The organism is Streptomyces sp. NPDC048353, from assembly GCF_055587165.1.
The window spans coordinates 454910-475764 of the sequence record NZ_JBVJGU010000003.1 but is presented as its reverse complement, the minus strand read 5'-3'; the positions used below and the strand labels follow the sequence as shown (position 1 = coordinate 475764).

Here is a 20855-nt window from a genome sequence, read left to right as displayed (position 1 = left end):
CGGGCACCGGACGGCGTTGATCGGCTGTTGCGAGATTTCTACCAAGCGGCACTGACAGTGCGGTGCGCCGGGGGCGCTCCCCGTGCGGGAGGGGGCGCGCGGGCGACCAGGGCGTGTGCGCAGACCTGTGCGGGTGACGGGGCAGGAGTGGCGCCCGGGAGCGGGGGCCGGGGGGTGTTGGGATGTGCGCGCCGGGTCCTCCGGCCGCCGTTCCCGAAAGGACCGTCCGTGACGACCAGCCATCTCCGCACGCCCCACGCCCCTTTCGCCGCCCCCACCGCCGCCTCCGGCCCCGCCCGCCGGGCTCTGGGCCGCGCCCTGGTGGCGGGCACGGCCCTCGGCGGGCTCCTGCTCGCGGGCGCCGTCCCCGCGCTCGCCGCCGTCCCCACCGCACCCGCCGTGGCCGCCGCCCCGGCCGCCGCGCCCACGACCGTCACCGTGACCGGGACCGGCCGGGCCGCCGCCGCGCCCGACGTGGCGGTCCTCTCGGTGGGCGTGGAGGTCACCCGTAAGACCGCCAAGGAGGCGATGAGCGCGCAGCGCACCGCCGCCGAGGCGCTGCTCGCCGCACTCCGCAAGGAGGCGGTGACCGACCGGGACATCAGGACCGACAGCCTCTCCCTCTCCGCCGTCTACACCCAGACCGACGGCGGCGAGAACCGGGTCGCGGGCTACCAGGCCGGGCAGTCCTTCTCCGTCAAGGTCCGGGGCATCGACCGGGCGGGCCGGGTCATCGGCGCCGTCAACGACGCGACCGGCGACACGGGCCGGGTCAACAGCGTGGCGTTCGACGTCGCCGACCCCGGCGCCCTGCGCACCAAGGCCCGTGAGGCCGCCCACCGGGACGCCCACGACAAGGCGACCCAGCACGCCCGTCTCAGCGGCCACCGCCTCGGCCGCCTCGTCTCCCTCACCGAGGGCGAGGCCGCCCGCCCGATCTCGGGCGCGGTCCCGGCCATGCCGGCCGATGCCCCGGAGGTCCCGCTGGCCCCCGGCGAGATCGAGGAGCAGGTGACCGTGACGGCGGTTTACGAACTGCGCTGACGCGGGCGGCGGAGCCGCCCGCTCCTCCCGGCGGCGCCCGGGCCGCCCCCTCCGCGCGCCCGTGACGGGCGGCGGACGGCAGGAGCCCGGAGGGCAGGTCCATAGGCCGGCAGCCGCGTGCCGATCGCGCACGGCGGCCGAGGGGCGACACCGGACGGCCGTTGCTCCGAGGAGCGTCGGCGGAGGCGCCGCACGGCCGTGGACGCCCGTCGGCCGAGCCGGGGGAGCGGCGGCAGGAGCCTGGAGGGCCGGGCCCCCGCAGCGGCTACCGGCCGCCCCCGCCCGGTGTCCTCGCGGGGGCGTCGGGCAGGCCCAGCTCGCGGGCGAGGGCCGCGTCCGCCCACTCCAGCATGGCGGCGCGGGAGAGGGAGCCGGCGTAGGAGGTCATCTGGACCGCGAGGCCGTCCAGGAAGGCGGTCAGCCGCCAGGCCGCGCCGGCCGGGTCGGGGCAGGGGAACTCGCCGGCCGCCGCGCCCTCGGCGATCACCTCGGTAAGGGCCGCCTTCCACTGCTGGTCCAGGGCGGCCGCCACCTCGCGCAGGGCCGGGTCGCGCAGACTGGCCGACCAGCCCTCGATCCACAGCCGCCAGCCCTTGGCCTGGCCGGTCGGGGCGTACCAGCGGACCGCCGACCGCAGCCGGCGCAGAGCCGTGGTGCGGCGCCCCAGGAGCCGGCGCAGATGGACGAGGTCGCCCTCGGCGGCGTACGCGAAGGCCGCCGCGACGAGCTTCTCCTTCGTGGAGAAGTGGTAGAGCACGAGCGCGTTGCTCACCCCGAGGGCCGAGGCGACGTCCGCGATCCGCACGGCCGTCACACCCCGCGCCTCGATCTGCTCGACGGCGGCCCGCAGCAGGTCCTCCTGCCGCTCCGCCACGTTCAACCGCACTCTCGTCACGCCGTTCACCCTACACAGCACCTGACGCGGGCATGATCAGCAACGCGAGGGGTCTCCCGCTCCGGCGCACGCCCCCGTCAGTACCAGCCGTAGCGCTCGTCCAGCTCGCGCAGCCGCTCCTCCGCCAGCGCGTGTGCCGCCGCGCGCGGCGACGTCCCGTCCGCCTCCGCGCGGTCCAGCATCCGGCCCACCAGGGACCGCATCGCCCGCCGGGTGTGCGCGAACGCCTCCTCGGCGTCGGCGCCGATGTCGCCGAAGAGCGTCCACCACCACCAGGCGTTCGTGCCGGAGTTCACCACCACGTCCGGCAGCAGCACGACCCCGCGCGCCGCGAGGGCCTCCTCCGCCTCCGGAAGGACCGGCATGTTGGCCGCCTCCACCACCCAGCGGGCCCGGACGAGACGCTGGTTCCCCGCGTCGATCGCGTACGAGACGGCGGCCGGGACCAGGATGTCCACGTCCGCCGCCAGCCACGCCGCACCCGGCTCCTCCCGGTCCCCGGGCCGCAGGGCGGAACGGTCCACGACCCCGTGCCCGTCCCGCGCCGCGAGCAGCGCCTCCACGTCCAGACCCGCCGGGTTGGCGATCGTCCCGCGCGCGTCGGCGACGGCGACCACCGAGAGCCCGGCCCGGTCCAGGAAACGGGCGGTGGCGCCGCCCATCGTCCCGAAGCCCTGCACCGCGACCCGCGCTCCGGCGTACGGACGCGCCGCCCGGTCCAGCGCCGCCAGGGCGGCCTCGGCGACCCCGCAGCCGCCCACCAGCTCGCCGAGCCCGATCCCGTCCACGCTCCGTGCGAAGGCGTCGGCGAGCCGCCGGCGGGCCGCGGCCTCGTCCTCCAGGAGCGGGAAGACCGCCTGGACGGTGGAGACGAGTCCGGCCTCCGCGGCCGCCCGGTCGACCCGGTCCTGGGTCAGCCCCAGATCCTCGCCGGTGGTCCAGAGGCGCTCGACGTACGGACGCATCGCCCGCAGATAGCGCACCAGCACGCCGTACGCCTCGGGGGAGCGCGGGTCGCAGTCGATCCCGCCCTTGGCGCCCCCGAGCGGGACGTAGCGGCCGCGCGGGTCGTAGTGCAGGGCCTCCTTCAGGGTCATGCCACGGGCGAGCCCGGCCACCTCCTCGGCCGTGCACCCCTTCCGCATCCGCAGCCCACCGCTGGCCACCCCGCGCACCAGCCGGTCGACGACCAGATGGCCCCGGCTGCCCGTGACGTGGTCGGTCCAGGCGACGGACAGCAGGGGCGAGGTGTTCACGGACGTCTCCAGGGGGGCGGAAGGGGCGGTGGGGACGGGCGGGGACAGGCCCCCTTACTGAACGGCGGTTCAGTATCGCCCATGGTTCAGGCCGGGAGGACCGGGGGCCGCCCATAATGGAACGACCCCTACCCCCTCAGGAGGCTCCGTTGACCGGCACCGGTTCCGACCATCCGCTGCGGGCGCGGCTGCGCGCCCTGCGCCCGGCGGCCTTCGGCGCCGACCCGTCCGGCGCGCGCATGGAGCGCATCCGGCGCTCCCCGAACTTCGCGGACGGCGTCTTCCAGAACCCCGTGGCGGCACGCCACCGGCCCTCGGGCTCCACCCTCGAGTTCGCCAAGGTCTACTTCCGGAAGGAAGAGCGGGTCCTCCGGGCCCCCGCCGGCCCGATCCCCGTCCACCCCACCACCCTCGCCGACCTCGCCCGCCCGCCGGCCTCCGGGCTGCGGATCACCTGGGCCGGCCACTCCAGCGTCCTCACCGAGATCGACGGGCACCGGGTGCTCTTCGACCCGGTCTGGGGCGACCGCTGTTCGCCCTTCGCCTTCGCGGGGCCGAAGCGCCTGCACCCTGTGCCCTTCCCGGTCGCCGCGCTCGGCCCGGTCGACGCCGTCGTGATCTCCCACGACCACTACGACCACCTCGATCTGCCGACGATCAAGGCGCTGGCCTCGACCGACACCCTCTTCGTCGTGCCGCTGGGCGTCGGCGCGCACCTGGAGCGCTGGGGTGTGCGCGCCTCCCGTCTGCGCGAGCTGGACTGGAACGAGTCGACGGAGGTCGGCGAGCTGCGGCTCACCGCGACCCCCGCCCGCCACTTCTGCGGCCGCGGCCTGCGCAACCAGCAGCACACCCTCTGGGCCTCCTGGGTCGTCACCGGCCCCCGGCACCGGGTCTACCACAGCGGCGACACCGGCTACTTCCCCGGCTTCGAGGAGATCGGCGCCGCCCACGGCCCCTTCGACGTCACCATGATCCAGATCGGGGCGTACTCCGAGTACTGGCCGGACATCCACATGACCCCGGACGAGGGCATGCGCGCCCACCTCGACCTCCAGGGCGGCGCCCCGCACGGCGTGCTGCTGCCGATCCACTGGGGCACCTTCAACCTCGCCCCGCACCCCTGGCACGAGCCCGCCGAGCGCTCCCTCTACGCCGGCCACACCGCCGGCCAGACCGTCGCCACCCCCCGCCCGGGCGAGCCGTTCGAGCCCGCCTCGATACCGCCCGCGGAGCCGTGGTGGCGGGACGTCGCCCTGAAGCCCGCCGCCGGCTGGGCGGCCTGGCCGGCCGCCGCTGCGGCCACGGTCAAGGGCAAGCACCAGGAGAGCGACCTCGCCGGCGAGCGCTGAACCGGGCCGCCCCGGTCTCCCCGCGGCGGGGAGACCGGGGCGGCGCCCGGCGGTCCGTACGGCCGCGCGCCGCCCGGCGAGCGAGGTCTACCAGGGCAGGTCGCGGACCTGCTGGACGCAGAGGACCACGAAGAGCAGCCCGGCCGCGCCCAGCATCGCGTTGCTCAGCTTGCCGTTGCGCCATTCCGCCGGGGTGCGGTCGGAGTTCAGCAGCCACACCAGCGTCAGGGCCAGGAACGGCATGAAGACGGCGCCGATCACTCCGTACACCACGACGAGTCCGAACGGCTGGTCAAGAAAGAGCAGGCTGATCGGCGGGAAGGTGAGCCAGAGCAGGTACGCGCGGAACGGCGTGGACTTCTCGTGGGGCACCCCGGGGCGGGCCAGGGACGGGCGGTACTTCGTCACGAAGTCGGCGAACATCAGGCTCACCCCGTGCCACACGCCGATCAGCGAGGTGAAGGACGTGGCGAAGAACCCGATGAGGAAGAGCTTCGCGGTCGCCGCGCCGTAGCGCTCCTCCAGGACGCCGCTCAGGTCGAGCAGGCCCTTGTCGCCCTTGGCCAGGGCCACGCCCGAGGAGTGCAGCAGCTCCGCCCCGACGAAGAGCATGGCCACCACGAAGATGCCGGTGGTGAGGTAGGCGACGCGGTTGTCGAGACGCATCACCTTCATCCAGCTCGTGTTGTTCCAGCCCTTGGCGTTGACCCAGTAGCCGTAGGCGGCGAGCGTGATCGTGCCGCCCACGCCGCCGATGAGTCCGAGGGTGTAGAAGAGCGACCCGTCCGGCAGCGCGGGCACCAGACCGGCCACGGCGGAGTCGAGGCGGGGCGTGACCCTGATCGCGAGATAGACGGTGACCACGAACATCACGCCGACCAGGATCGTCATGAGCTTCTCGAACACGGCGTACTGGTTGAACCAGACGAACGCCAGTCCCACCAGGCCGCACAGCACGGCCCACACCTTGAGGTCCATCAGGTCGGGGAAGAGCGCCGCCAGCGGAAGCGCGCTGGAGGACATCGCCGCGGCGCCGTAGACGAAGCCCCAGACGACGACGTACCCCGCGAAGTAGACGCTGGTCCAGGAGCCGAGGCTGCGCCAGCCGTCGAAGAGGGTGCGGCCGGTGGCGAGGTGCCAGCGGCCCGCCGCCTCCGCGAGCGAGATCTTGACGAGGCAGCCGATCACCGCCGCCCACAGCAGGGTGTAGCCGAACTTGCCGCCCGCGATGAGGGTGGCGACGAGGTCGCCGGCGCCGACGCCGGTCGCCGCGACGACGATGCCCGGCCCGATGGACCGCCAACTCGCTCTGCGCGGCGCCTCCTTGCCGCTGCCCGTGGTCTCGGTCTGGGTGATGTCCGCCATGCGTGGCCGCCTTCCCGTTCGCCCCAGAGGTCGTCAGGTCACCAAAACGGGTCGACGGAGATCGCGCAAGAGGACCCGCCCGCGTCCGGAGTCCGAGAGTCCGCCCCCCGCCCCTGACGGCGCGCCCAGCGGATCGGGGCGTGGGGCCTCAGCGCCCCCGCGCCTCTCGGGCGTAGCGCCCCGGCGGGCTGCCCACGATCCGCTTGAAGTGGCGGGTGAAGTGCGACTGGTCGTAGAAACCGGTCGCCGCCGCGACCTCGGCCGGTGGCTGCCCGTCGAGCAGCAGGCGGCGGGCGCGGTCGACCCGGCGGGCCATGAGGTACTGGTGCGGCGCGATGCCGAAGGCGGCGCCGAACGCCCGTACCAGATGGGTGGGGTGGGCATGCACCACGGTCGCGGCCTCGTCCAGCGTCACGCCCCGGACCAGCCGCTCGTCCAGGAGCTCCCGCAGCCGGCGGGCCACCCCGCGGTCGTCCGCCGCCTGCGGGACGGCGAGGCGCGGCCGCAGATGACCGCGCAACCGTTCGCACACCAGCGCCAGCCTGCTCTCCGCCTCCAGCTCGTCGCCCGGGCCGGCCAGCGCTCCGTGCAGTTGCCCGACCCGGTGCCGCAGCAGGGGGTCGACCACGTCCGGACCGTCCACGGCGGGACCGACGAGGCTCTCGTCGAGCCGGGTCAGGTCCAGATAGAGCACCCGCTTGCGGAAGCCGTCCGCGGTGGCGGGCGAACCGTTGTGCGGTACGTGGGGCGGCAGCAGGGAGACCGTGTCGTCGGGGGTGCCACGCTCCCGGCGGCCCAGGTCGTACCGGACCGCGCCGTCGTCGACGACCAGCAGGGTCCAGGAGTCGTGGACGTGCATGGGGTAGGCGTGCTCGGTGAAGCGGGCGTGGAAGACCTCGACGACACCGGCCACCTCCGGGCGCCACGCACCGGCCACCTCCGGGCGCCACGCCGAGACCTGCTCCCGGTCCGCCATGCAAGGAATGTACAAGACGGGCCGGGGGGCCGGTCGGCAGCCTGGGAAGCATGACGACCGAGAACACGCCCGTACGCTTCGACACCAAGATCGCCGTCCTGCTGCGCCGCGACCTGGAGCCCTGGCAGCGGCTCAACGTGACGGCCTTCCTGGTCAGCGGCCTCGGCACGGAGCTCCCGGAGGTCATCGGCGAACCGTACGCCGACGCCGACGGCACGCCCTATCTGCCGATGTTCCGCCAGCCCGTCCTGGTCTTCGAGGGGACGAAGGAGGTGCTGACCGCCGCGCACGAGCGGGCCCTCTCCCGGGCGCTGCCCCGGGCGGTCTTCACCTCCGACCTCTTCACCACCGGCAACGACCGGGACAACCGCGCCGCGGTCCGCGCGGTGCCCAGGGCCGGGCTCGATCTGGTGGGACTCGCCGTGCACGGGCCGCGCAACGCCGTGGACAAGGTCCTCAAGGGCGCCCGCATGCACCCCTGAGGGCTGTCCCGCAACAGACCGTCAAGGGTGAACAGGGCTGTCGCAATCCGATGGTGCGACACGGGTCCGGCGCCGAGGATGGCCGGATGAACGAAGTGAAGCTGTCCGACGGGATCATCACGCTGTCCCCGCTGCGCCCGGACGACGGGGAGGCGCACCTCACGGGGGAGGACGAGTCGCTCGTTCGCTGGCTCAACGGCGGGCCCGGCACGCGCGAGGGCGTCGAGGCGTACATCCGGCACTGCCGGGAACAGTGGGAATCCGGTGGGCCGCTCCGCGCGTTCGGCATCCGGGTGGAAGCCGACGAGGTGCTCGCGGGGACGGTCGACCTGCGGTTCGCGGGAGAGGGTCTGGCTCCCGGCCAGGTGAATGTCGCCTACGGCCTCTATCCCTCCTGGAGGGGGCGCGGTCTGGCCACCCGCGCGGTGCTCTTGGCGTGCCGGTACGCGGCGCGCGAGGGCGGGGAGGCGGCAGTGATCCAGGTGGAGCCGGAGAATCCCGCGTCCGCCTCGGTCGCGCGGCGCGCAGGCTTCATCCCCGGCAAGCGGACGCGCGGCAAGGACGGCACACGGTTCGACTGGTACATCCGGGACCTGCGCGTCGCCGCCCGGTGACACGGGTGGTCACGGACCTCAGGGGAGGGGCCGGCCGGCCAGGGCGGACCGAGGCGCCCGGTCGTACGGACAGTCACCGGCGCGCCCCGGCCGCCGCACCCTCGGCGAACGCGTTTGCGAACGTCGCGGACGTGGTCGGACGGCCCCGTCCGGGGGTCCGCCGCGCGGTGTCCGGGGCCGCGCGCGCGAACGGGCCCGCCGGCCCACCGACGGATTCCGGTCAGGGCCGGATTCCGCGCGGGGCGGGGGCGTGCACCCGCCTCCGCCCTCTTCCGTTCCGCCCCGACGCGCCGTCGTCAGGTTTCGGCCGAGCGTTCTCGGCCTGGCGTGCGGAGGGTGATACCAGAGTGGGACTTTCTACGGGTGAGTTTGCCAACTGCGCGCCGCACATGAGCGGTTGACGACTACAGTGTGTGCTTGGTGATCATCGGTAGGCTCCACGCAACCACGTAGGACAGACCCCCCTCAGTACCTTTCGCTGTACGCCGATTCCTGGGCACGTACCAAGGACACTCATGTCTCAACTTCGCGCACCCGCCTCGCGGTCCGAACGCCGCGAGGGCGGGCGGCACGGCCGGTCAGGCGCCCGTCCCGCTCCCCCCGCGGGGGCTCCCACGCCCGCGCAGCGCTCCACGCAGCTGCCGACGGAAGCCCGCATACGCTCCCAACTCCTGCGCACCTCCGTGCTGCCCGCGGTCGCGGTGGCACTCGGCGGCGCGGCCGCCGTCCTCTTCACCATCCGCTCCACCGGCGCCGGCCCGACCCCCGGCCTCTGGGCAGCCCTCACGGGCGCCGCCGCCCTCACCATCGCCTCCGTCACCGCGGCCGCCTTAGGCGCCGACCGCGCGGCCAAGGCCGTCCTCGACCGCTGCAACGGCCTGCGCCGCTCCAGCGCCCGCGGACAGAGCGAGCTGCGCGCGATCGTGGAGCAGCTGCGCCGCGGCGAAGGCCCCCCGGCCCGCCCCGCCCTCCCCCCGGCCGCCGGCTCCGGCGACGAGTTCGACCTGCTGGGACAGGAGCTGAGCCGCTCGCACGAGGCCGCCGTCGCGGCCGTCGTCCAGGCCTCCCGGCTCTCCAGCAGCGTCGGCAACGAACAGAAGGTCGAGGTCTTCGTCAACCTCGCCCGGCGCCTTCAGTCCCTGGTGCACCGCGAGATCCAGCTCCTCGACGAGCTGGAGAACGAGGTCGAGGACCCCGAGCTGCTCAAGGGCCTCTTCCACGTCGACCACCTGGCCACCCGCATCCGCCGCCACGCCGAGAACCTCGCCGTGCTCGGCGGTGCCATCTCCCGCCGCCAGTGGTCCAACCCCGTCACCATGACCGAGGTGCTGCGCTCCTCCATCGCGGAGGTCGAGCAGTACCCGCGCGTGAAGCTCGTGCCGCCGATCGACGGTACGCTCCGGGGCCATGCCGTGGCCGACGTCATCCACCTCCTGGCCGAACTGGTCGAGAACGCGACCCTGTTCTCCGCGCCGCACACCACCGTGCTGCTGCGCGCGCAGTACGTCACCGCCGGCCTCGCCATCGAGGTCGAGGACCGCGGCCTCGGCATGCCGGTCACCGAGCAGAACAAGATGAACGCCCTGCTCGCCGACCCCGACCAGGTCAACGTGGCGCACCTCCTCCAGGACGGCCGCATCGGCCTCTTCGTCGTCTCGGCCCTCGCCCGGCGCCACGGCATCGCCGTACGCCTCCAGTCGAACATCTACGGCGGCGTCCAGGCCGTGCTCGTGCTGCCGCAGGGCCTGCTCGGCGCCGACCCCGAAGGCCTCGCCCCGAACGACCGTCAGGCCACGGGCGCCGCGGCGCAGGCCCAGGCCGCCGCTCAGGTCCAGCAGCAGCCGGTGCCCCAGGGCCCCCCGCCGGCCGTGGCCCCGGCGCACCCGGCCCCCGCCCCGGCGATGCGCCCCGCCCCCACCGGACCCGGCACGCCGCCGGCGCCCGTCCCCGTACCGGCGCAGGCACCCGCCCCCGTCCACGCCCCGCCGCCCCCCGCTCCCGTACGGGCGCCGGAGCGCGACACCGCGCACCGGCCGCAGGCGTACCCCGCGCCCGCCGCCGCACCGCACCACCCCGCGGCGCCCGGCGATCCCTACCCGGCCGAGCGACCCCGCACCGGTGGCACCCCTCTCCCCCCGCAGGCGCCCCTCGCGCACCCCGCCCCCCGCGCGGAGCCGCCGAGCCGGCCCCTCCTCCCCAAGCGGCGCGCCCAGGAGCACCTCGTCCCGCAGCTCCGGGACGAGCCGGTCGCCCGCAGGCAGGAGGAACACGCCCTGCACGACCCGGGTCTGATGGCCGCCTTCCAGCGCGGCATCGGACTCGCCGAATCCCAGCCCTCCCCCCAAGAACCGCTGCGTCCCGGCGACGCGCGCAAGGAGTAGATGCACCATGGCGAGCAATGCGCCGCACGGCCATTCCTCGGATCTCGACTGGCTGCTGAGCGGTCTGGTCCAGCGGGTTCCGTACACCCGCAACGCTGTACTGCTCTCCTCCGACGGGCTGGTGAAGTCCGTCCACGGCCTCGACACCGACGCCGCCGACCACATGGCGGCGCTCGCCTCCGGGCTCTACTCGCTCGGGCGCAGCGCCGGCGCCCGGTTCGGCGACGGGGGTGAGGTGCGGCAGGTGGTCGTCGAGCTCGACTCCACCCTGCTCTTCGTCTCCACGGCCGGTTCCGGCACCTGTCTGGCGGTGCTCGCCGGGCGCGAGGCGGACGCCGCCGTCCTCGGGTACGAAATGGCGATGCTGGTCAAGAGCGTACGGCCGTATCTGGTCACGCCCGCCCGACAAGCGGCGGGCGCGGCGGGCAGCGCGGGGCAGTGAGCGTGACGTCCCCGCAGGAGGGCCCCTGGCTCGACGACGCCGCGGGCCGGCTGATCCGGCCGTACACCGTGAGCGGCGGCCGGACCAAGCCCACCACCGCGCTGGACCTCCTCTCCATGGTGATGGCGACCGGCTCCTCCCCCCAGCCCCACATGGGCCCCGAGCACAACCTGGCCCTCGGCCTGTGCGACGGGCCCACCTCGGTGGCGGAGATCGCGGCGCACTTACGGCTCCCGGCGGTCGTCACCAAGGTCCTGATCTCCGATCTCGTGGACTGCGGGGCGCTCACCGCCCGAGCGCCCCGCTTCCACGCCAACCCCACCGACCGTTCCTTGCTGGAGGCAGTGCTCGATGGCCTACGACAACGGCTCTGAGCGCCACGAGAGTTTCGCGTCCGACCCGTTCCCGACCGCGCTGAAGATCCTCGTGGCGGGCGGCTTCGGCGTCGGCAAGACCACCTTCGTGGGCGCGGTCAGCGAGATCGAACCGCTGAGCACCGAGGAGTTGCTCACCCAGGTCAGCGCGGCCACCGACAGCCTGGAGGGCGTGGAGTCCAAGACGACCACCACGGTCGCGATGGACTTCGGACGGATCACCCTCGACGACCGCCACGTGCTGTACCTCTTCGGCACCCCGGGCCAGGAGCGCTTCTGGTTCATGTGGGACGAGCTCTCCGAAGGCGCGCTCGGGGCGGTCGTCCTCGCCGACACCCGCCGTCTGCAGGATTGTTTCTCCGCGGTCGACTTCTTCGAACGGCGCGGCATCGGATTCGTGATCGCCGTCAACGAGTTCGACGGCGCCTACCGCTACGAGCCGGACGAGGTGCGGGCCGCGCTCGACCTCAAGCCCGAGGTCCCGGTCGTCCTGTGCGACGCCCGGATCTCCAGCGCCGGCATCCGTACGCTGCTCACCCTCGTCCAGCATCTGCTCACCACCATCCCGGCCCCCGTGCCGAGCTACGGAGCACCGTCATGACCTACGACCCGACCGGGCACATGCTGCTGACCCCCGTCGACCGGGAGGCGCCCACGCGGGTGCGCCGCCTGCGCGAACTGGGACTGGGGGAGCGGCCCGAGCCGGCCTTCGACGAGTTCGCCCACCGGCTCGCGGAGGTGACCGGCGCGCCGTACTCGATGGTCAACTTCATCGACGAGAACCGGCAGTTCTTCGCCGGTCTGCACACCCCGGCAGGGACCCATTCGGGCAGCGACCTGGGCGCGGCCGCCGCCGGCGGGAACGTCGGCCGGTTCATGGCCCGCGACCACGGCTACTGCCCGCACGTGGTGGTGCGCCGCAAGGCCCTCGTCCTGGAGGACGTCTGCGACTACCCGCGCTTCGCGGGGAACCCGGTGGTGGACGAGATCGGCATCCGCTCCTACATGGGAGCGCCGCTGATCGACCGTACGGGCGTGGCGCTGGGCACGATCTGCGTGGTCGACACCGACGTACGGCCGTGGGGGCGGGCCGGTCTGGAGACCATCAAGACCCTGGCGGCCGAGCTGGTGGAACAGATCCACCGCCGCGAGGAGGGGCTGATCTGACCGGCCGAGCGACGCGCGACAGCGCCCCGGCACGGCAGGCGGCCGTGCCGGGGCGCTGTGGTGTGCGGAGGGCCTGACCGGCCGCGCCGGGGCACGGCCGCGGTGCCGTCAGGCGTGGGCGGGCTCCAGCCGGAGCAGCCCGGACAGCTTCTCCGACCAGCTGCCCTTGGCCGTCCCGAGGGCGACCTCCGCGAGGCGCAGCAGCTGGATGTCGGAGGTGCCGGCGGGCGCGAAGATGTGGTGCGCGTCGCGCAGATAGCGCTCGATCGGGCGGTCCGTGAAGAGCCCGGCCGCGGCGTGGATCTCCATCGCGTTGCGCGCGGAGTCGAGCGCCGACTCGACGTTCACCAGCTTGGCGTTCATCAGCTCGGCGTCGCAGGACTGCCCCCGGTCGAGCAGGTGCACGGCGTGGTACGCGAGGATCCGGGCGGTCATCACCCGGGACTGGATCTGGCCCAGTTTGAGCTTGACCGTGGGCAGCTCGTGCAGCGGCTTGCCGTAGCGGTGACGGTCCATGGTGAAGCGGGTGGTCTCGTCGAGGATCGCCTGGTGGATGCCGAGCGAGACGGCGGTGAGGTTGGCACGGCCGTAGAGCACGCTGGAGGAGTACGCCACGGACAGGCCGTCGCCCTCGTCGCCGAGCCGGTTGGAGGCCGGGACGCGGCAGTTCTCGAAGACCAGCTCGCCGAAGCTGAAGCCGTGCAGGCCCATGGCGGGCTGCTGGGGTCCCGTCCGGAAGCCCGGGCGATCGGATTCGACCAGGAAGGCCGTGAGCCCTTTCGAACCAGGGCCGGTCCTGACCACGACGCCGTGTAAATCGCCCACATGGCTATTGCCGACGAACACCTTGCTGCCGTTGAGGACGTAGTCGTCGCCGTCACGGACCGCGCTCGCGGTCATGCCGAGGACATGGCCGCCGGATTCCGGCTCGGTGACCGCGATGGTCGGCAGGCATTCACCGGCCGCGATGGCCGGAAGCCAGGTCTTGCGCTGGTCGTCGCTGCCGAAATGGACGATCTTGGCGGTGCCGAGCTGCGAGGCCTGGACCATAGCGCCCATGGCTCCGCTGACCCGGGAAAGCTCCTCGATAATGATCGTCTTGGCGAGATGTCCCGCGCCCATACCGCCGTATTCCTCGCCGATCGTCGCCCCCAGCCAGCCTTGCGCGGCGATCAGCCGGGAGAGTTCATGGTGAACCGAGCGGGACGCCTCCATGGCGGGTATTCGCGGCCGGACCTCACTCTCCGCGAAGTCCCGCACCTTTTCCCTGAGTCGATGATGGAGTCGGCTGCTGAAATAGCTGTCCATACGAGTCCTCCCCTGCGAAACGCCTGCTCGTTCGGATGTTCGAGCAGATGGTGCATCGGCAGTGGTCCCGTCCCGAACAGGCCGACCACTTCATGGTGTTGATCTTTCGGGAGCGGAGCAATATCGCCACGGAGTTTGTCTGAAAACGGAGTGGTTGACGTTTGAATGTGCCTGTGTTTCGTGTGGTCTTGGCCTGCTCGGTCCGGCCACCAGGTCATTCCCCGTGGGCATCTTTCTGCCACATGCCAACGGCACTCGATTCAGGGGTATATGACGAGAAGAGGCCCGAGCCCGTCTCACGCGCCCCCTCTTCACCATCGGAGTACTCCCCGGGCGCCCCCGGCGCGGCCGGATGACACCGGCGCCCCGGGCCCGGCGGGCGGTCGAACCCTCGGTGCCGGGTCCCGGCGCGGCGCACGGGTGTGCGGGGCGGCGCCGGGGCGCGTCACGGGGAGTGACGGGCGCGCACTCCGGCGCGTGCGCGCCGGGCGCGGCCGGAAAGGGGTTCGTGACCACCCGGAGAAGTGCGGTATTGTTCTCATGCACGTTCGGCCGGGGGAAACCCCAGGTCAGCGGGGCTCGGGACGTGGCGCAGCTTGGTAGCGCACTTGACTGGGGGTCAAGGGGTCGCAGGTTCAAATCCTGTCGTCCCGACTCGTAAGAGTCGCAGGTCAGAGGCCGTGTCGGAGAAATCCGGCACGGCCTCTGACGTGTGTGCGGGGCCGTCCGCGGAGTACCGGCCACCCATGATCACCCGTCCGCCGAGCTGCCCGGGCGGCCGTCCCGGAGGACGATAGAAGCTGTCGGGCCCGGAGCCAGGCCCACGGGCCCGGCCGGGTACTCCTCGGAGAAGGCCTCCGGCGGCCGGTGGACGGAGGGAGACCTGAGGTGGACGCGGACGCGGCTGGCACCTTCGGGGCGGCCACACCGTCCGAGCCGGGAGGCCTGCTGGACACCCTGGGCGTGGCGGCGGTGGTCCTCGACGCCGACGGCACCATCCGGCTCTGGAGCCCGCAGGCGCAGGAGCTCTTCGGCTGGAGCGCCGAGGAGGCGCTCGGCCGGTACGCGGGCCGGCTGCTCGTCCCCGAGGAGCACGCCGACTTCGTCCTCGACCTCTTCGAGCAGGTCATCGGGGGCGGACGGAACTGGGCCGGGGTCTTCCCCGTCCGGCACCGGGACGGGTCGACCCGGCTCGTCGAATTCCGCAACATGCGGCTCACCGACCGCGACGGCGCACGGTACGCCCTCGGGATCGCCGCCGACCACACCGTCGTCAGCGGCATCGAACGGAACCTCGCCCTCTCGGCCCAGCTCGTCGCCCAGTCCCCGACGGGAGTCGCGGTCGCCGACACCGATCTGCGGCTCGTCCTCGTCAACGCGGCACTCGAACGGATCACCGGCCGGCCGGCCGACGACTGCCTGGGCCGCCCGGCCGCCGAGCACCTGCCCTTCGAGGACCGCACCGACGTGGAAGCGGCGATGCGCCAGGTCCTCGAGAGCGGGAAACCGCTGCTCAGCCGGGCCGCCACCGAACGCGCCCCGGCCCCCGGAACGGGAGCCCGCGCCTGGCGGGTGTCGTACTTCCGGCTCGACGACTCCACCGGCCGGGTGATCGGCGTCGCCGTCACCATGATCGACGTCACCGAGCAGTACCGGGCCGACCAGCGCAGCGCCCAGGCCCGCCGGCGGCTGGCCCTGATCGCCGACGCCTCCACCCGGATCGGGACCACCCTCGACCTGGAACAGACCGCCCGCGAGCTCGCCGACACCGTCGTCCCCGACCTCGCCGACGTCGCCGCAGTCGACGTCCTGGACTCGGTCATCCAGGCCCGGAGCACCAACCGCGACGCCTCCGCCCCCGCCCATTTCCGGGCCCTCGCGGTCAAGACCGCCTACCCCACCAGCGCCGCCGACGCCGCCGACCCCGTCGGCGAGATCACCCGCTACGAGGCCGACCGCCTGGTCACCCGCTGCGTCGCCACCGGTCGGACCGTCCACCTCGCCCACGTCCGCCCCGAGGACCTGCCGCAGGTCGCCCGCGACGAGCCCGCCGCCGACCTCCTCGCCCACGCCGGCCTGCACTCCTACCTCGCCGTCCCGCTGATCGCCCGCGGCGAGGTCCTCGGCGCCCTGGACCTCAAGCGCGCCCGCAACCCCCAGCCCTTCACGGAGGACGACATCCTCCTCGCCGAGGAGCTCGCCGCGCGCGCCGCCGTCTGCATCGACAACGCCCGCTGGTACCAGACCCAGCTCCAGGCGGCCACCACCCTCCAGCGCCATCTCCTGCCGCGCACCCCGCCCGACGCGCCGGGCCTGAACGTGGCCTGCCGCTACCAGCCCGCCGGAGCCGCCGGCCACGCCGGCGGGGACTGGTTCGACATCATCCCCCTCGCCGACGGCACCACCGCCCTGGTCGTCGGCGACGTCATGGGCTCCGGCATCAAGGCCGCCGCCACCATGGGGCAGCTGCGCACCGCCACCCGCACCCTGGCCCGGCTCGGCCTCCAGCCCGCCGAGATCCTCCGCCACCTCGACCAGCTCACCGGCGAGCTGGAGGAGACCATCGCCACCTGCGTCTACGCCCTCTGCGCGCCGTACGCCGAGACCTGCCACATCGCCCTCGCCGGCCACCCCCCGCCCGCCCTGCTGCTGCCCGGCAAGGAGCCCGCGCTCCTCGAACTGCCCACCGGGGCGCCCCTGGGCGCCGCCGAGAACGTGGACTTCACGACGACCTCCGTCGCCCTGCCGCCCGGAGCCCGGCTCTTCCTCTACACCGACGGCCTGGTGGAGGCCCGCCGCCACGCCATCGACACCCGCATGCACGCCCTCCTCCGCCACATCACCGGTGCCCGGCTGCCCCTGGAGACCACCTGCGACCGCCTCCTCGCCGCCCTGCCCGACCCCGAGAGCCACGACGACATCGCCCTGCTCATCGCCGAGGCCGCCCCGGGGAACGGCGCCGAAGGCCCCTGAACGCGGAGGACCGCCGCACCCGGCCCCGTACGGCCCGCGGGACCGCGCCGGATCAGCCCTGCATCGCGATGTCGTCGAAGGACTCCAGGCGCCGCCAGCGGTCCTCCGGCGCCCGCATCGGCGGCATCAGATCGACGTCGGGCAGCGGCCCGAACTCCAGCTCCGTGATCTCCGCGACGTCCGAGACCGGCACCTGGTACGCCCGGAAAGGACCGAGCGGCGGGGGCGCGCCCGCCTTCGCCCCCGCGAGGGCCCGCTCCGCGTCCCGGCCCAGGTCCGGACTCTGATCGAGGACGTACGCCGTCGCCGCCAGCGCCCCGTCCTGCATGAACGCGACCACCTTCCAGAAGCGCAACGGCACCTGCACACCCCGGTAGGGCGGATCGGAGTCCTGCAGCACCGGCCCCGTCAGCACGCACAGCCGGCGGTCGAACGCGGCGACGTGATCCATCAGATACGTCTCCAGACCCTGCCACAGCCTCCTGCCCTGCACCAGCTCGTCGGCCGGGGAAGGGGCGTGGTGCGAGGCCCGGGGAACCGCGTTGGGGGAGAAGAACGTGTCCGTGTGCGCCTGGCCGGCCTCGGCGACCGTGCCCCACACCGGATCCTGCCGCCGCACCAGCTGGGCACGCTCCAGACCGTTGTTGCGGTACAGGTCGAACCCGGCCTGCCGCTCCTCCGGCAGCCGCGGGTCCAGCTCCCACAGGTCGTCGCGGGCCGCGTCCTCGATGAGCCGACGCCCCTCGATGCAGACCGCCGCCGAGGCGGCCAGCCGCCGGTCCGGGCGGAAGACCACCGTGAAGTGCGTGTACGGCAGGACCACCGTCTCGACCGACGTGCGGGCGGGCAGCGCCAGCGGCACGACCGGGCCGAGGAACGCCTCGTCGTAACCGGTCCGGTCGGCGAGCGCGTCACGGCGCGGGCCGCCCGCCCGCGGGGACGGCGGCTGGGGCTGCGAAAAGGACGGCGGGTCGGTCGGGTTCATACGGAGTACGTACCGCGCACGGCGGGCCGCGGTCGGCGCCGGGCCGCAGGCCACTCGTTCAGACGCCCCGGCGCCCTTCGCGCCCTCGCCGCCCCGCCGGATCGTCCCTCGCCGCCCCGCCGCCCCGCCGCCTCAGCCGCGGAGCGCGGTCGCGAGCTGGGCCCGGGAGCGGACGTCGAGCTTCTGGTAGATCCGCGTCAGCCGCGCCTCAACCGTCTTCACGCTGAGATAGAGCTTCGCGGCCGCCTCCTGGTTGCTGGCGCCCTGCCCCACCAGCCGGGCGAGCCGCAACTCCGCGTCCGTCAGCGAGGAGAGCGCCGGCAGGGTGTCCTCCCCGGCCTCCCCGACCCGGGTCTCGCTCGTCAGGGCCAGCCAGGGAGCGGCCCCGGCCCGCTCGAAGACCGCGGCCGCGGCCTGCAGCGCGCTCTGCGCCGCCGACCGGCGGCGGCGCCTGCGCTCCACCCTGGCCAGGGCGATCAACGCCCGGCCCCGCTCCAGCGGCAGCCCCGCCTCCCCGAACCGCTCGGCGGTACGGGTCAGCAGCTGCGCCGCCTCGTCCGTCTTCCCGGCCGCGGCGAGCGAGAGGGCGTACGCGCGGTCACAGCCGAGGAGGACCGTCGTACGGCCCAGGCGCTCCGCGACCGGACGCACCTCGTCCAGCAGTTCCACCGCCTCCCGCTGCGCGTCGTTGGCGAGCAGCGCCTCCGCCAGCTCCTCGTGCCAGCGGAGCATCGACGGGTCGACGTTCGCCTGGGCGCGCTCGTTGACCTGCACCCGGCGCAGCGTCTCCAGGGCCGAGGCGACGTCGCCGTTGACGAGCTGGACGCGGCCGAGCGCGTACAGACTGCGCGAGAGGAAGACCCGGTCCCCCTCCTCCTCCGACGCCTGGACGCTGCGCCGGGCGTAGCTCGCCGCCCGTCCGAAGCTGCCGCCGGCCGCCTCGGCGAGCGCCAGCGTGTACCAGGCGGGGCCGGGGGAGAGCCCGGCCTCCAACGTCAGCGCGAGGGACTGTCCGGCGTGCGCGAGGGCCGCCGGACAGGCCCCGATCCGGGACTCGATCGCCGCCAGGGTGGAGAACAGCTCGATGGTGTCCTCCACCGAACCGCGGCGCTGCACCAGCGGCAGCAGGGCGTTCAGCTGGTCGCGGGCGTCGCCGAGACGGTCGTCGAAGAGCGCATGACGGATCGTCAGGATCTGGGCGGCGTTGCGGATTCCGAGCGGGCGCTCGGCCGTCTCCAGACCACGCGCCTGCGCGAGGACCGACTCGGCGTCCGGTGAACCCAGCGCCCGCTCCATCCGCGCCTGGACGGTGAGGGCCTGGGCGGCCGTCCGGGGGTCGCCCATCGAGGCGGCCAGCGCGGCCGATTCGACGGCGGCGGCCCGTGAGCGCAGCGGATCGCCGTCCGCCAGCACGTATTTGACGGCCAGTCGGAGCTGGACCGCCGCCCGGAGCGCGGTGTCCCCCTCGGAGTCCTCCATGGCGTGCACGTACATCTCGTCGAGCCCGGTCAGGCCCTGGCCCGCGGTGTCGAGGACGGCGAGCCGGGCGCGGACCCGGTCGGAGGGCGCGGCGTCGCGGGCCAGCAGATCGGTGGCCGCCCGCATCGCGAGGTCCGCCCGGGCCGCGCGGGCGGCCTCCTCGGCCGCGTCCACGAGCCGCACGATGCGCTGCGGTCCGTGCTGGAGGGGCGTGGATCCGGCGGCGAGCAGGGCGAGTTCGGCGGCGAGGGCGCTGTTGCCCCGGCGGCGGGCGAGATCGGCCGCGGCGGCGACCTCGGCCGCGAGCGCCTCGTCGGGGATGTCGGTGGCGAGCGCCCGGTGGCGTACCGCCTCGACCGAGTCGTCCACGACCTTGGCGAGCGCCGCGTGTCCGGCGCTGCGCTCGGCCCAGCAGGCGTCGTGGACGAGGGTCGAGGGCAGCAGGCCGGCCGTGAAGGTGACCGTGCCGTCCTCGGCGAGGGAGACGAGATCGGCGCGCTCGGCGGCCGCGAGGTCCGCCTCCGCGTTCGGGCGGCCGGCCCGGCGGATCAGCGAGGCCGTGGGGCGCAGGGCGAGCGCGGCGAGCAGCAGGGTCTCGCGGACGGCGGGCGGCGCGGAGCCGAGCAGCTGCCGGGCCAGGTCACGGGCCCGGCCCGAGAGGGTGAGCGCCTCGGCGTGGTGGACGGGGGTGCGGGCGTCGGCCAGCGAGCGGCCCACGGCGAGGGCGAGGCGCGGATTGCCGCCGCTCGCCTTGTGGATCCGCCCCGCCATCCGGGAGGGGAGCCGGTGGTGGATGAGGAGTTCGGCGATCTCGTCGGCCTGCAGCGGCGGTACAAGCAGGATGTCGGCCTCGGACGGCACCCACAGGTCGGTGTCGTGCGCGTCCTGGGAACCGTACGCCTCCGGGGTCTCGACGGCGATGACCCGCAGCGCGGGCGGCGCGAGATGGAGGGCGAAGCGCAGCAGGTCGGCGCTGTCGGCGTCGATGTGCTGGACTCCGTCGACGACGAGCAGGGCGGGGCCGCGGGCGGTGAGCGCGCGCAGGATCTGGGCGATGCCGAGGCGCAGGGCGATCGGGTCCCAGCCGCCTTCGTGGAGCGGGGCCTCGCGGCAGAGCATGGCGACGGCGGTCCGCTGGGGCCCGGGGAGCCCGTCGAAGACGCCGGAGGCGGTGGTGCCGAGGCGGGTGTCCGGGGCGGGGGCGGCGACGGGGTGGGCGTCGGGGGACGGAGGGCATGTGCACGAGGGGCCGTGGCCGGCCGCGGGGGCTCCGGACCGTTCGGGACCGGTGGGGCGCGGTGCGTCCGGGCCGCCGGGGGAGGGCGTGTCGCCGCGGGTCTGTCCCGGTATCGCCGGCTGCCCGGTCAGGGATTCGGCGCGCGGCGCGAGGGTGAGCGGTCCGTCGTCCGGGGTGGCGTGGTCCGGCGCCGTCGGCGCGGTCCCGCCGGGCCGGATCACCGTCGCCGCGACGGAGGCGACGAGCGCGGCGGCCGTCGCACCGGGTATGTCACGGTCGGCGGGAAGGGTGGGGAGCCACAGGACGGTCTCGCCGCGGGCCTCGGCCCGGGCGGCCTCGGCGAGGGCGACCTCGGTCTTGCCGACCCCGGCCGGACCGGTCAGCAGGGCCCGGCCCCGTGTGTGCAGTACGCGTTCGAGACGGGCGAGAAGCTCCTCGCGGCCCACCGGCGCTGGGGGTCCCCCCACGCCCGCAGGGAGGTGCGGCGCTGTCGTCACGTTGTCCACCACCCTCCGGCGCTCGGGC

General features: G+C 74.1%; 17 protein-coding genes and 1 tRNA gene. 11 read left to right on the top strand and 7 right to left on the bottom strand.

Going from position 1 to position 20855, the window contains the following annotated elements:
* The first annotated feature begins 228 nt into the window (after positions 1 to 228).
* Positions 229 to 1044, top strand: coding sequence for an SIMPL domain-containing protein (locus tag ACZ6RC_RS12415; RefSeq protein ID WP_469581626.1), 816 nt, complete (start codon positions 229 to 231; stop codon positions 1042 to 1044).
* Positions 1045 to 1309: 265 nt separating this feature from the next.
* Here the strand turns inward: ACZ6RC_RS12415 and ACZ6RC_RS12410 are convergent, their stop codons facing one another.
* Positions 1310 to 1939: a TetR/AcrR family transcriptional regulator gene (locus ACZ6RC_RS12410; RefSeq protein WP_469581623.1), complete on the bottom strand. Its 630-nt coding sequence runs from the start codon at positions 1937 to 1939 to the stop codon at positions 1310 to 1312.
* Between the two features lie 77 nt (positions 1940 to 2016).
* Positions 2017 to 3195 (bottom strand): Glu/Leu/Phe/Val dehydrogenase dimerization domain-containing protein, encoded by a 1179-nt coding sequence (locus tag ACZ6RC_RS12405; RefSeq protein ID WP_469581620.1) that lies wholly within the window; start codon positions 3193 to 3195, stop codon positions 2017 to 2019.
* 149 nt (positions 3196 to 3344) lie between these two features.
* Between ACZ6RC_RS12405 and ACZ6RC_RS12400 the strand changes: the two genes are divergently transcribed.
* Positions 3345 to 4547 (top strand): MBL fold metallo-hydrolase, encoded by a 1203-nt coding sequence (locus ACZ6RC_RS12400; RefSeq protein WP_453611364.1) that lies wholly within the window; start codon positions 3345 to 3347, stop codon positions 4545 to 4547.
* Between the two features lie 87 nt (positions 4548 to 4634).
* Here the strand turns inward: ACZ6RC_RS12400 and ACZ6RC_RS12395 are convergent, their stop codons facing one another.
* Together ACZ6RC_RS12395 and ACZ6RC_RS12390 are read right to left on the bottom strand one after the other, a co-directional pair.
* Positions 4635 to 5912, bottom strand: coding sequence for an Nramp family divalent metal transporter (locus ACZ6RC_RS12395; protein ID WP_391135099.1), 1278 nt, complete (start codon positions 5910 to 5912; stop codon positions 4635 to 4637).
* A gap of 148 nt (positions 5913 to 6060) precedes the next feature.
* The gene (locus ACZ6RC_RS12390; protein WP_469581615.1) at positions 6061 to 6888 is read right to left on the bottom strand and encodes an AraC family transcriptional regulator; all 828 of its coding nucleotides are present in this window, start codon (positions 6886 to 6888) and stop codon (positions 6061 to 6063) included.
* Positions 6889 to 6938: 50 nt separating this feature from the next.
* Between ACZ6RC_RS12390 and ACZ6RC_RS12385 the strand changes: the two genes are divergently transcribed.
* From ACZ6RC_RS12385 to ACZ6RC_RS12355, 7 genes are all read left to right on the top strand, one after another.
* Positions 6939 to 7370: a DUF2000 family protein gene (locus ACZ6RC_RS12385; RefSeq protein WP_453611360.1), complete on the top strand. Its 432-nt coding sequence runs from the start codon at positions 6939 to 6941 to the stop codon at positions 7368 to 7370.
* An 86-nt stretch (positions 7371 to 7456) separates the two neighbouring features.
* Positions 7457 to 7984 (top strand): GNAT family N-acetyltransferase, encoded by a 528-nt coding sequence (locus ACZ6RC_RS12380; RefSeq protein ID WP_469581612.1) that lies wholly within the window; start codon positions 7457 to 7459, stop codon positions 7982 to 7984.
* 515 nt (positions 7985 to 8499) lie between these two features.
* Positions 8500 to 10365, top strand: a complete 1866-nt coding sequence (locus tag ACZ6RC_RS12375) for a sensor histidine kinase (protein WP_469581609.1) — start codon at positions 8500 to 8502, stop codon at positions 10363 to 10365.
* 7 nt (positions 10366 to 10372) lie between these two features.
* Entirely contained in the window at positions 10373 to 10807 is a 435-nt protein-coding gene (locus ACZ6RC_RS12370) for a roadblock/LC7 domain-containing protein (RefSeq protein WP_391135087.1), read from the top strand.
* Positions 10808 to 10809: 2 nt separating this feature from the next.
* On the top strand, positions 10810 to 11181 hold the full coding sequence (locus tag ACZ6RC_RS12365; RefSeq protein WP_391135084.1) for a DUF742 domain-containing protein: 372 nt from the start codon (positions 10810 to 10812) through the stop codon (positions 11179 to 11181).
* Positions 11159 to 11782 (top strand): GTP-binding protein, encoded by a 624-nt coding sequence (locus ACZ6RC_RS12360; protein WP_391135081.1) that lies wholly within the window; start codon positions 11159 to 11161, stop codon positions 11780 to 11782. Before ACZ6RC_RS12365 ends, ACZ6RC_RS12360 begins: the two co-directional genes overlap by 23 nt.
* A complete protein-coding gene (locus tag ACZ6RC_RS12355; protein ID WP_391135078.1) occupies positions 11779 to 12348 on the top strand; it encodes a GAF domain-containing protein in 570 nt (189 codons plus the stop codon). The genes ACZ6RC_RS12360 and ACZ6RC_RS12355 overlap by 4 nt, the downstream gene beginning before the upstream one ends.
* Positions 12349 to 12456: 108 nt before the next feature.
* Here the strand turns inward: ACZ6RC_RS12355 and ACZ6RC_RS12350 are convergent, their stop codons facing one another.
* The gene (locus tag ACZ6RC_RS12350) at positions 12457 to 13656 is read right to left on the bottom strand and encodes an acyl-CoA dehydrogenase family protein (RefSeq protein ID WP_469581605.1); all 1200 of its coding nucleotides are present in this window, start codon (positions 13654 to 13656) and stop codon (positions 12457 to 12459) included.
* Positions 13657 to 14236: 580 nt separating this feature from the next.
* Here ACZ6RC_RS12350 and ACZ6RC_RS12345 point away from each other — a divergent pair.
* Together ACZ6RC_RS12345 and ACZ6RC_RS12340 are read left to right on the top strand one after the other, a co-directional pair.
* Positions 14237 to 14310 (top strand) — tRNA-Pro (locus ACZ6RC_RS12345).
* A 234-nt stretch (positions 14311 to 14544) separates the two neighbouring features.
* Positions 14545 to 16629, top strand: a complete 2085-nt coding sequence (locus ACZ6RC_RS12340) for a SpoIIE family protein phosphatase (RefSeq protein WP_453611354.1) — start codon at positions 14545 to 14547, stop codon at positions 16627 to 16629.
* Positions 16630 to 16681: 52 nt separating this feature from the next.
* Here the strand turns inward: ACZ6RC_RS12340 and ACZ6RC_RS12335 are convergent, their stop codons facing one another.
* Together ACZ6RC_RS12335 and ACZ6RC_RS12330 are read right to left on the bottom strand one after the other, a co-directional pair.
* Complete coding sequence (locus ACZ6RC_RS12335) at positions 16682 to 17614, bottom strand: DNA/RNA non-specific endonuclease (RefSeq protein WP_469581601.1); 933 nt, start codon at positions 17612 to 17614, stop codon at positions 16682 to 16684.
* A 132-nt stretch (positions 17615 to 17746) separates the two neighbouring features.
* Positions 17747 to 20797: an AAA family ATPase gene (locus tag ACZ6RC_RS12330; RefSeq protein ID WP_469581598.1), complete on the bottom strand. Its 3051-nt coding sequence runs from the start codon at positions 20795 to 20797 to the stop codon at positions 17747 to 17749.
* Positions 20798 to 20855: the final 58 nt, after the last annotated feature.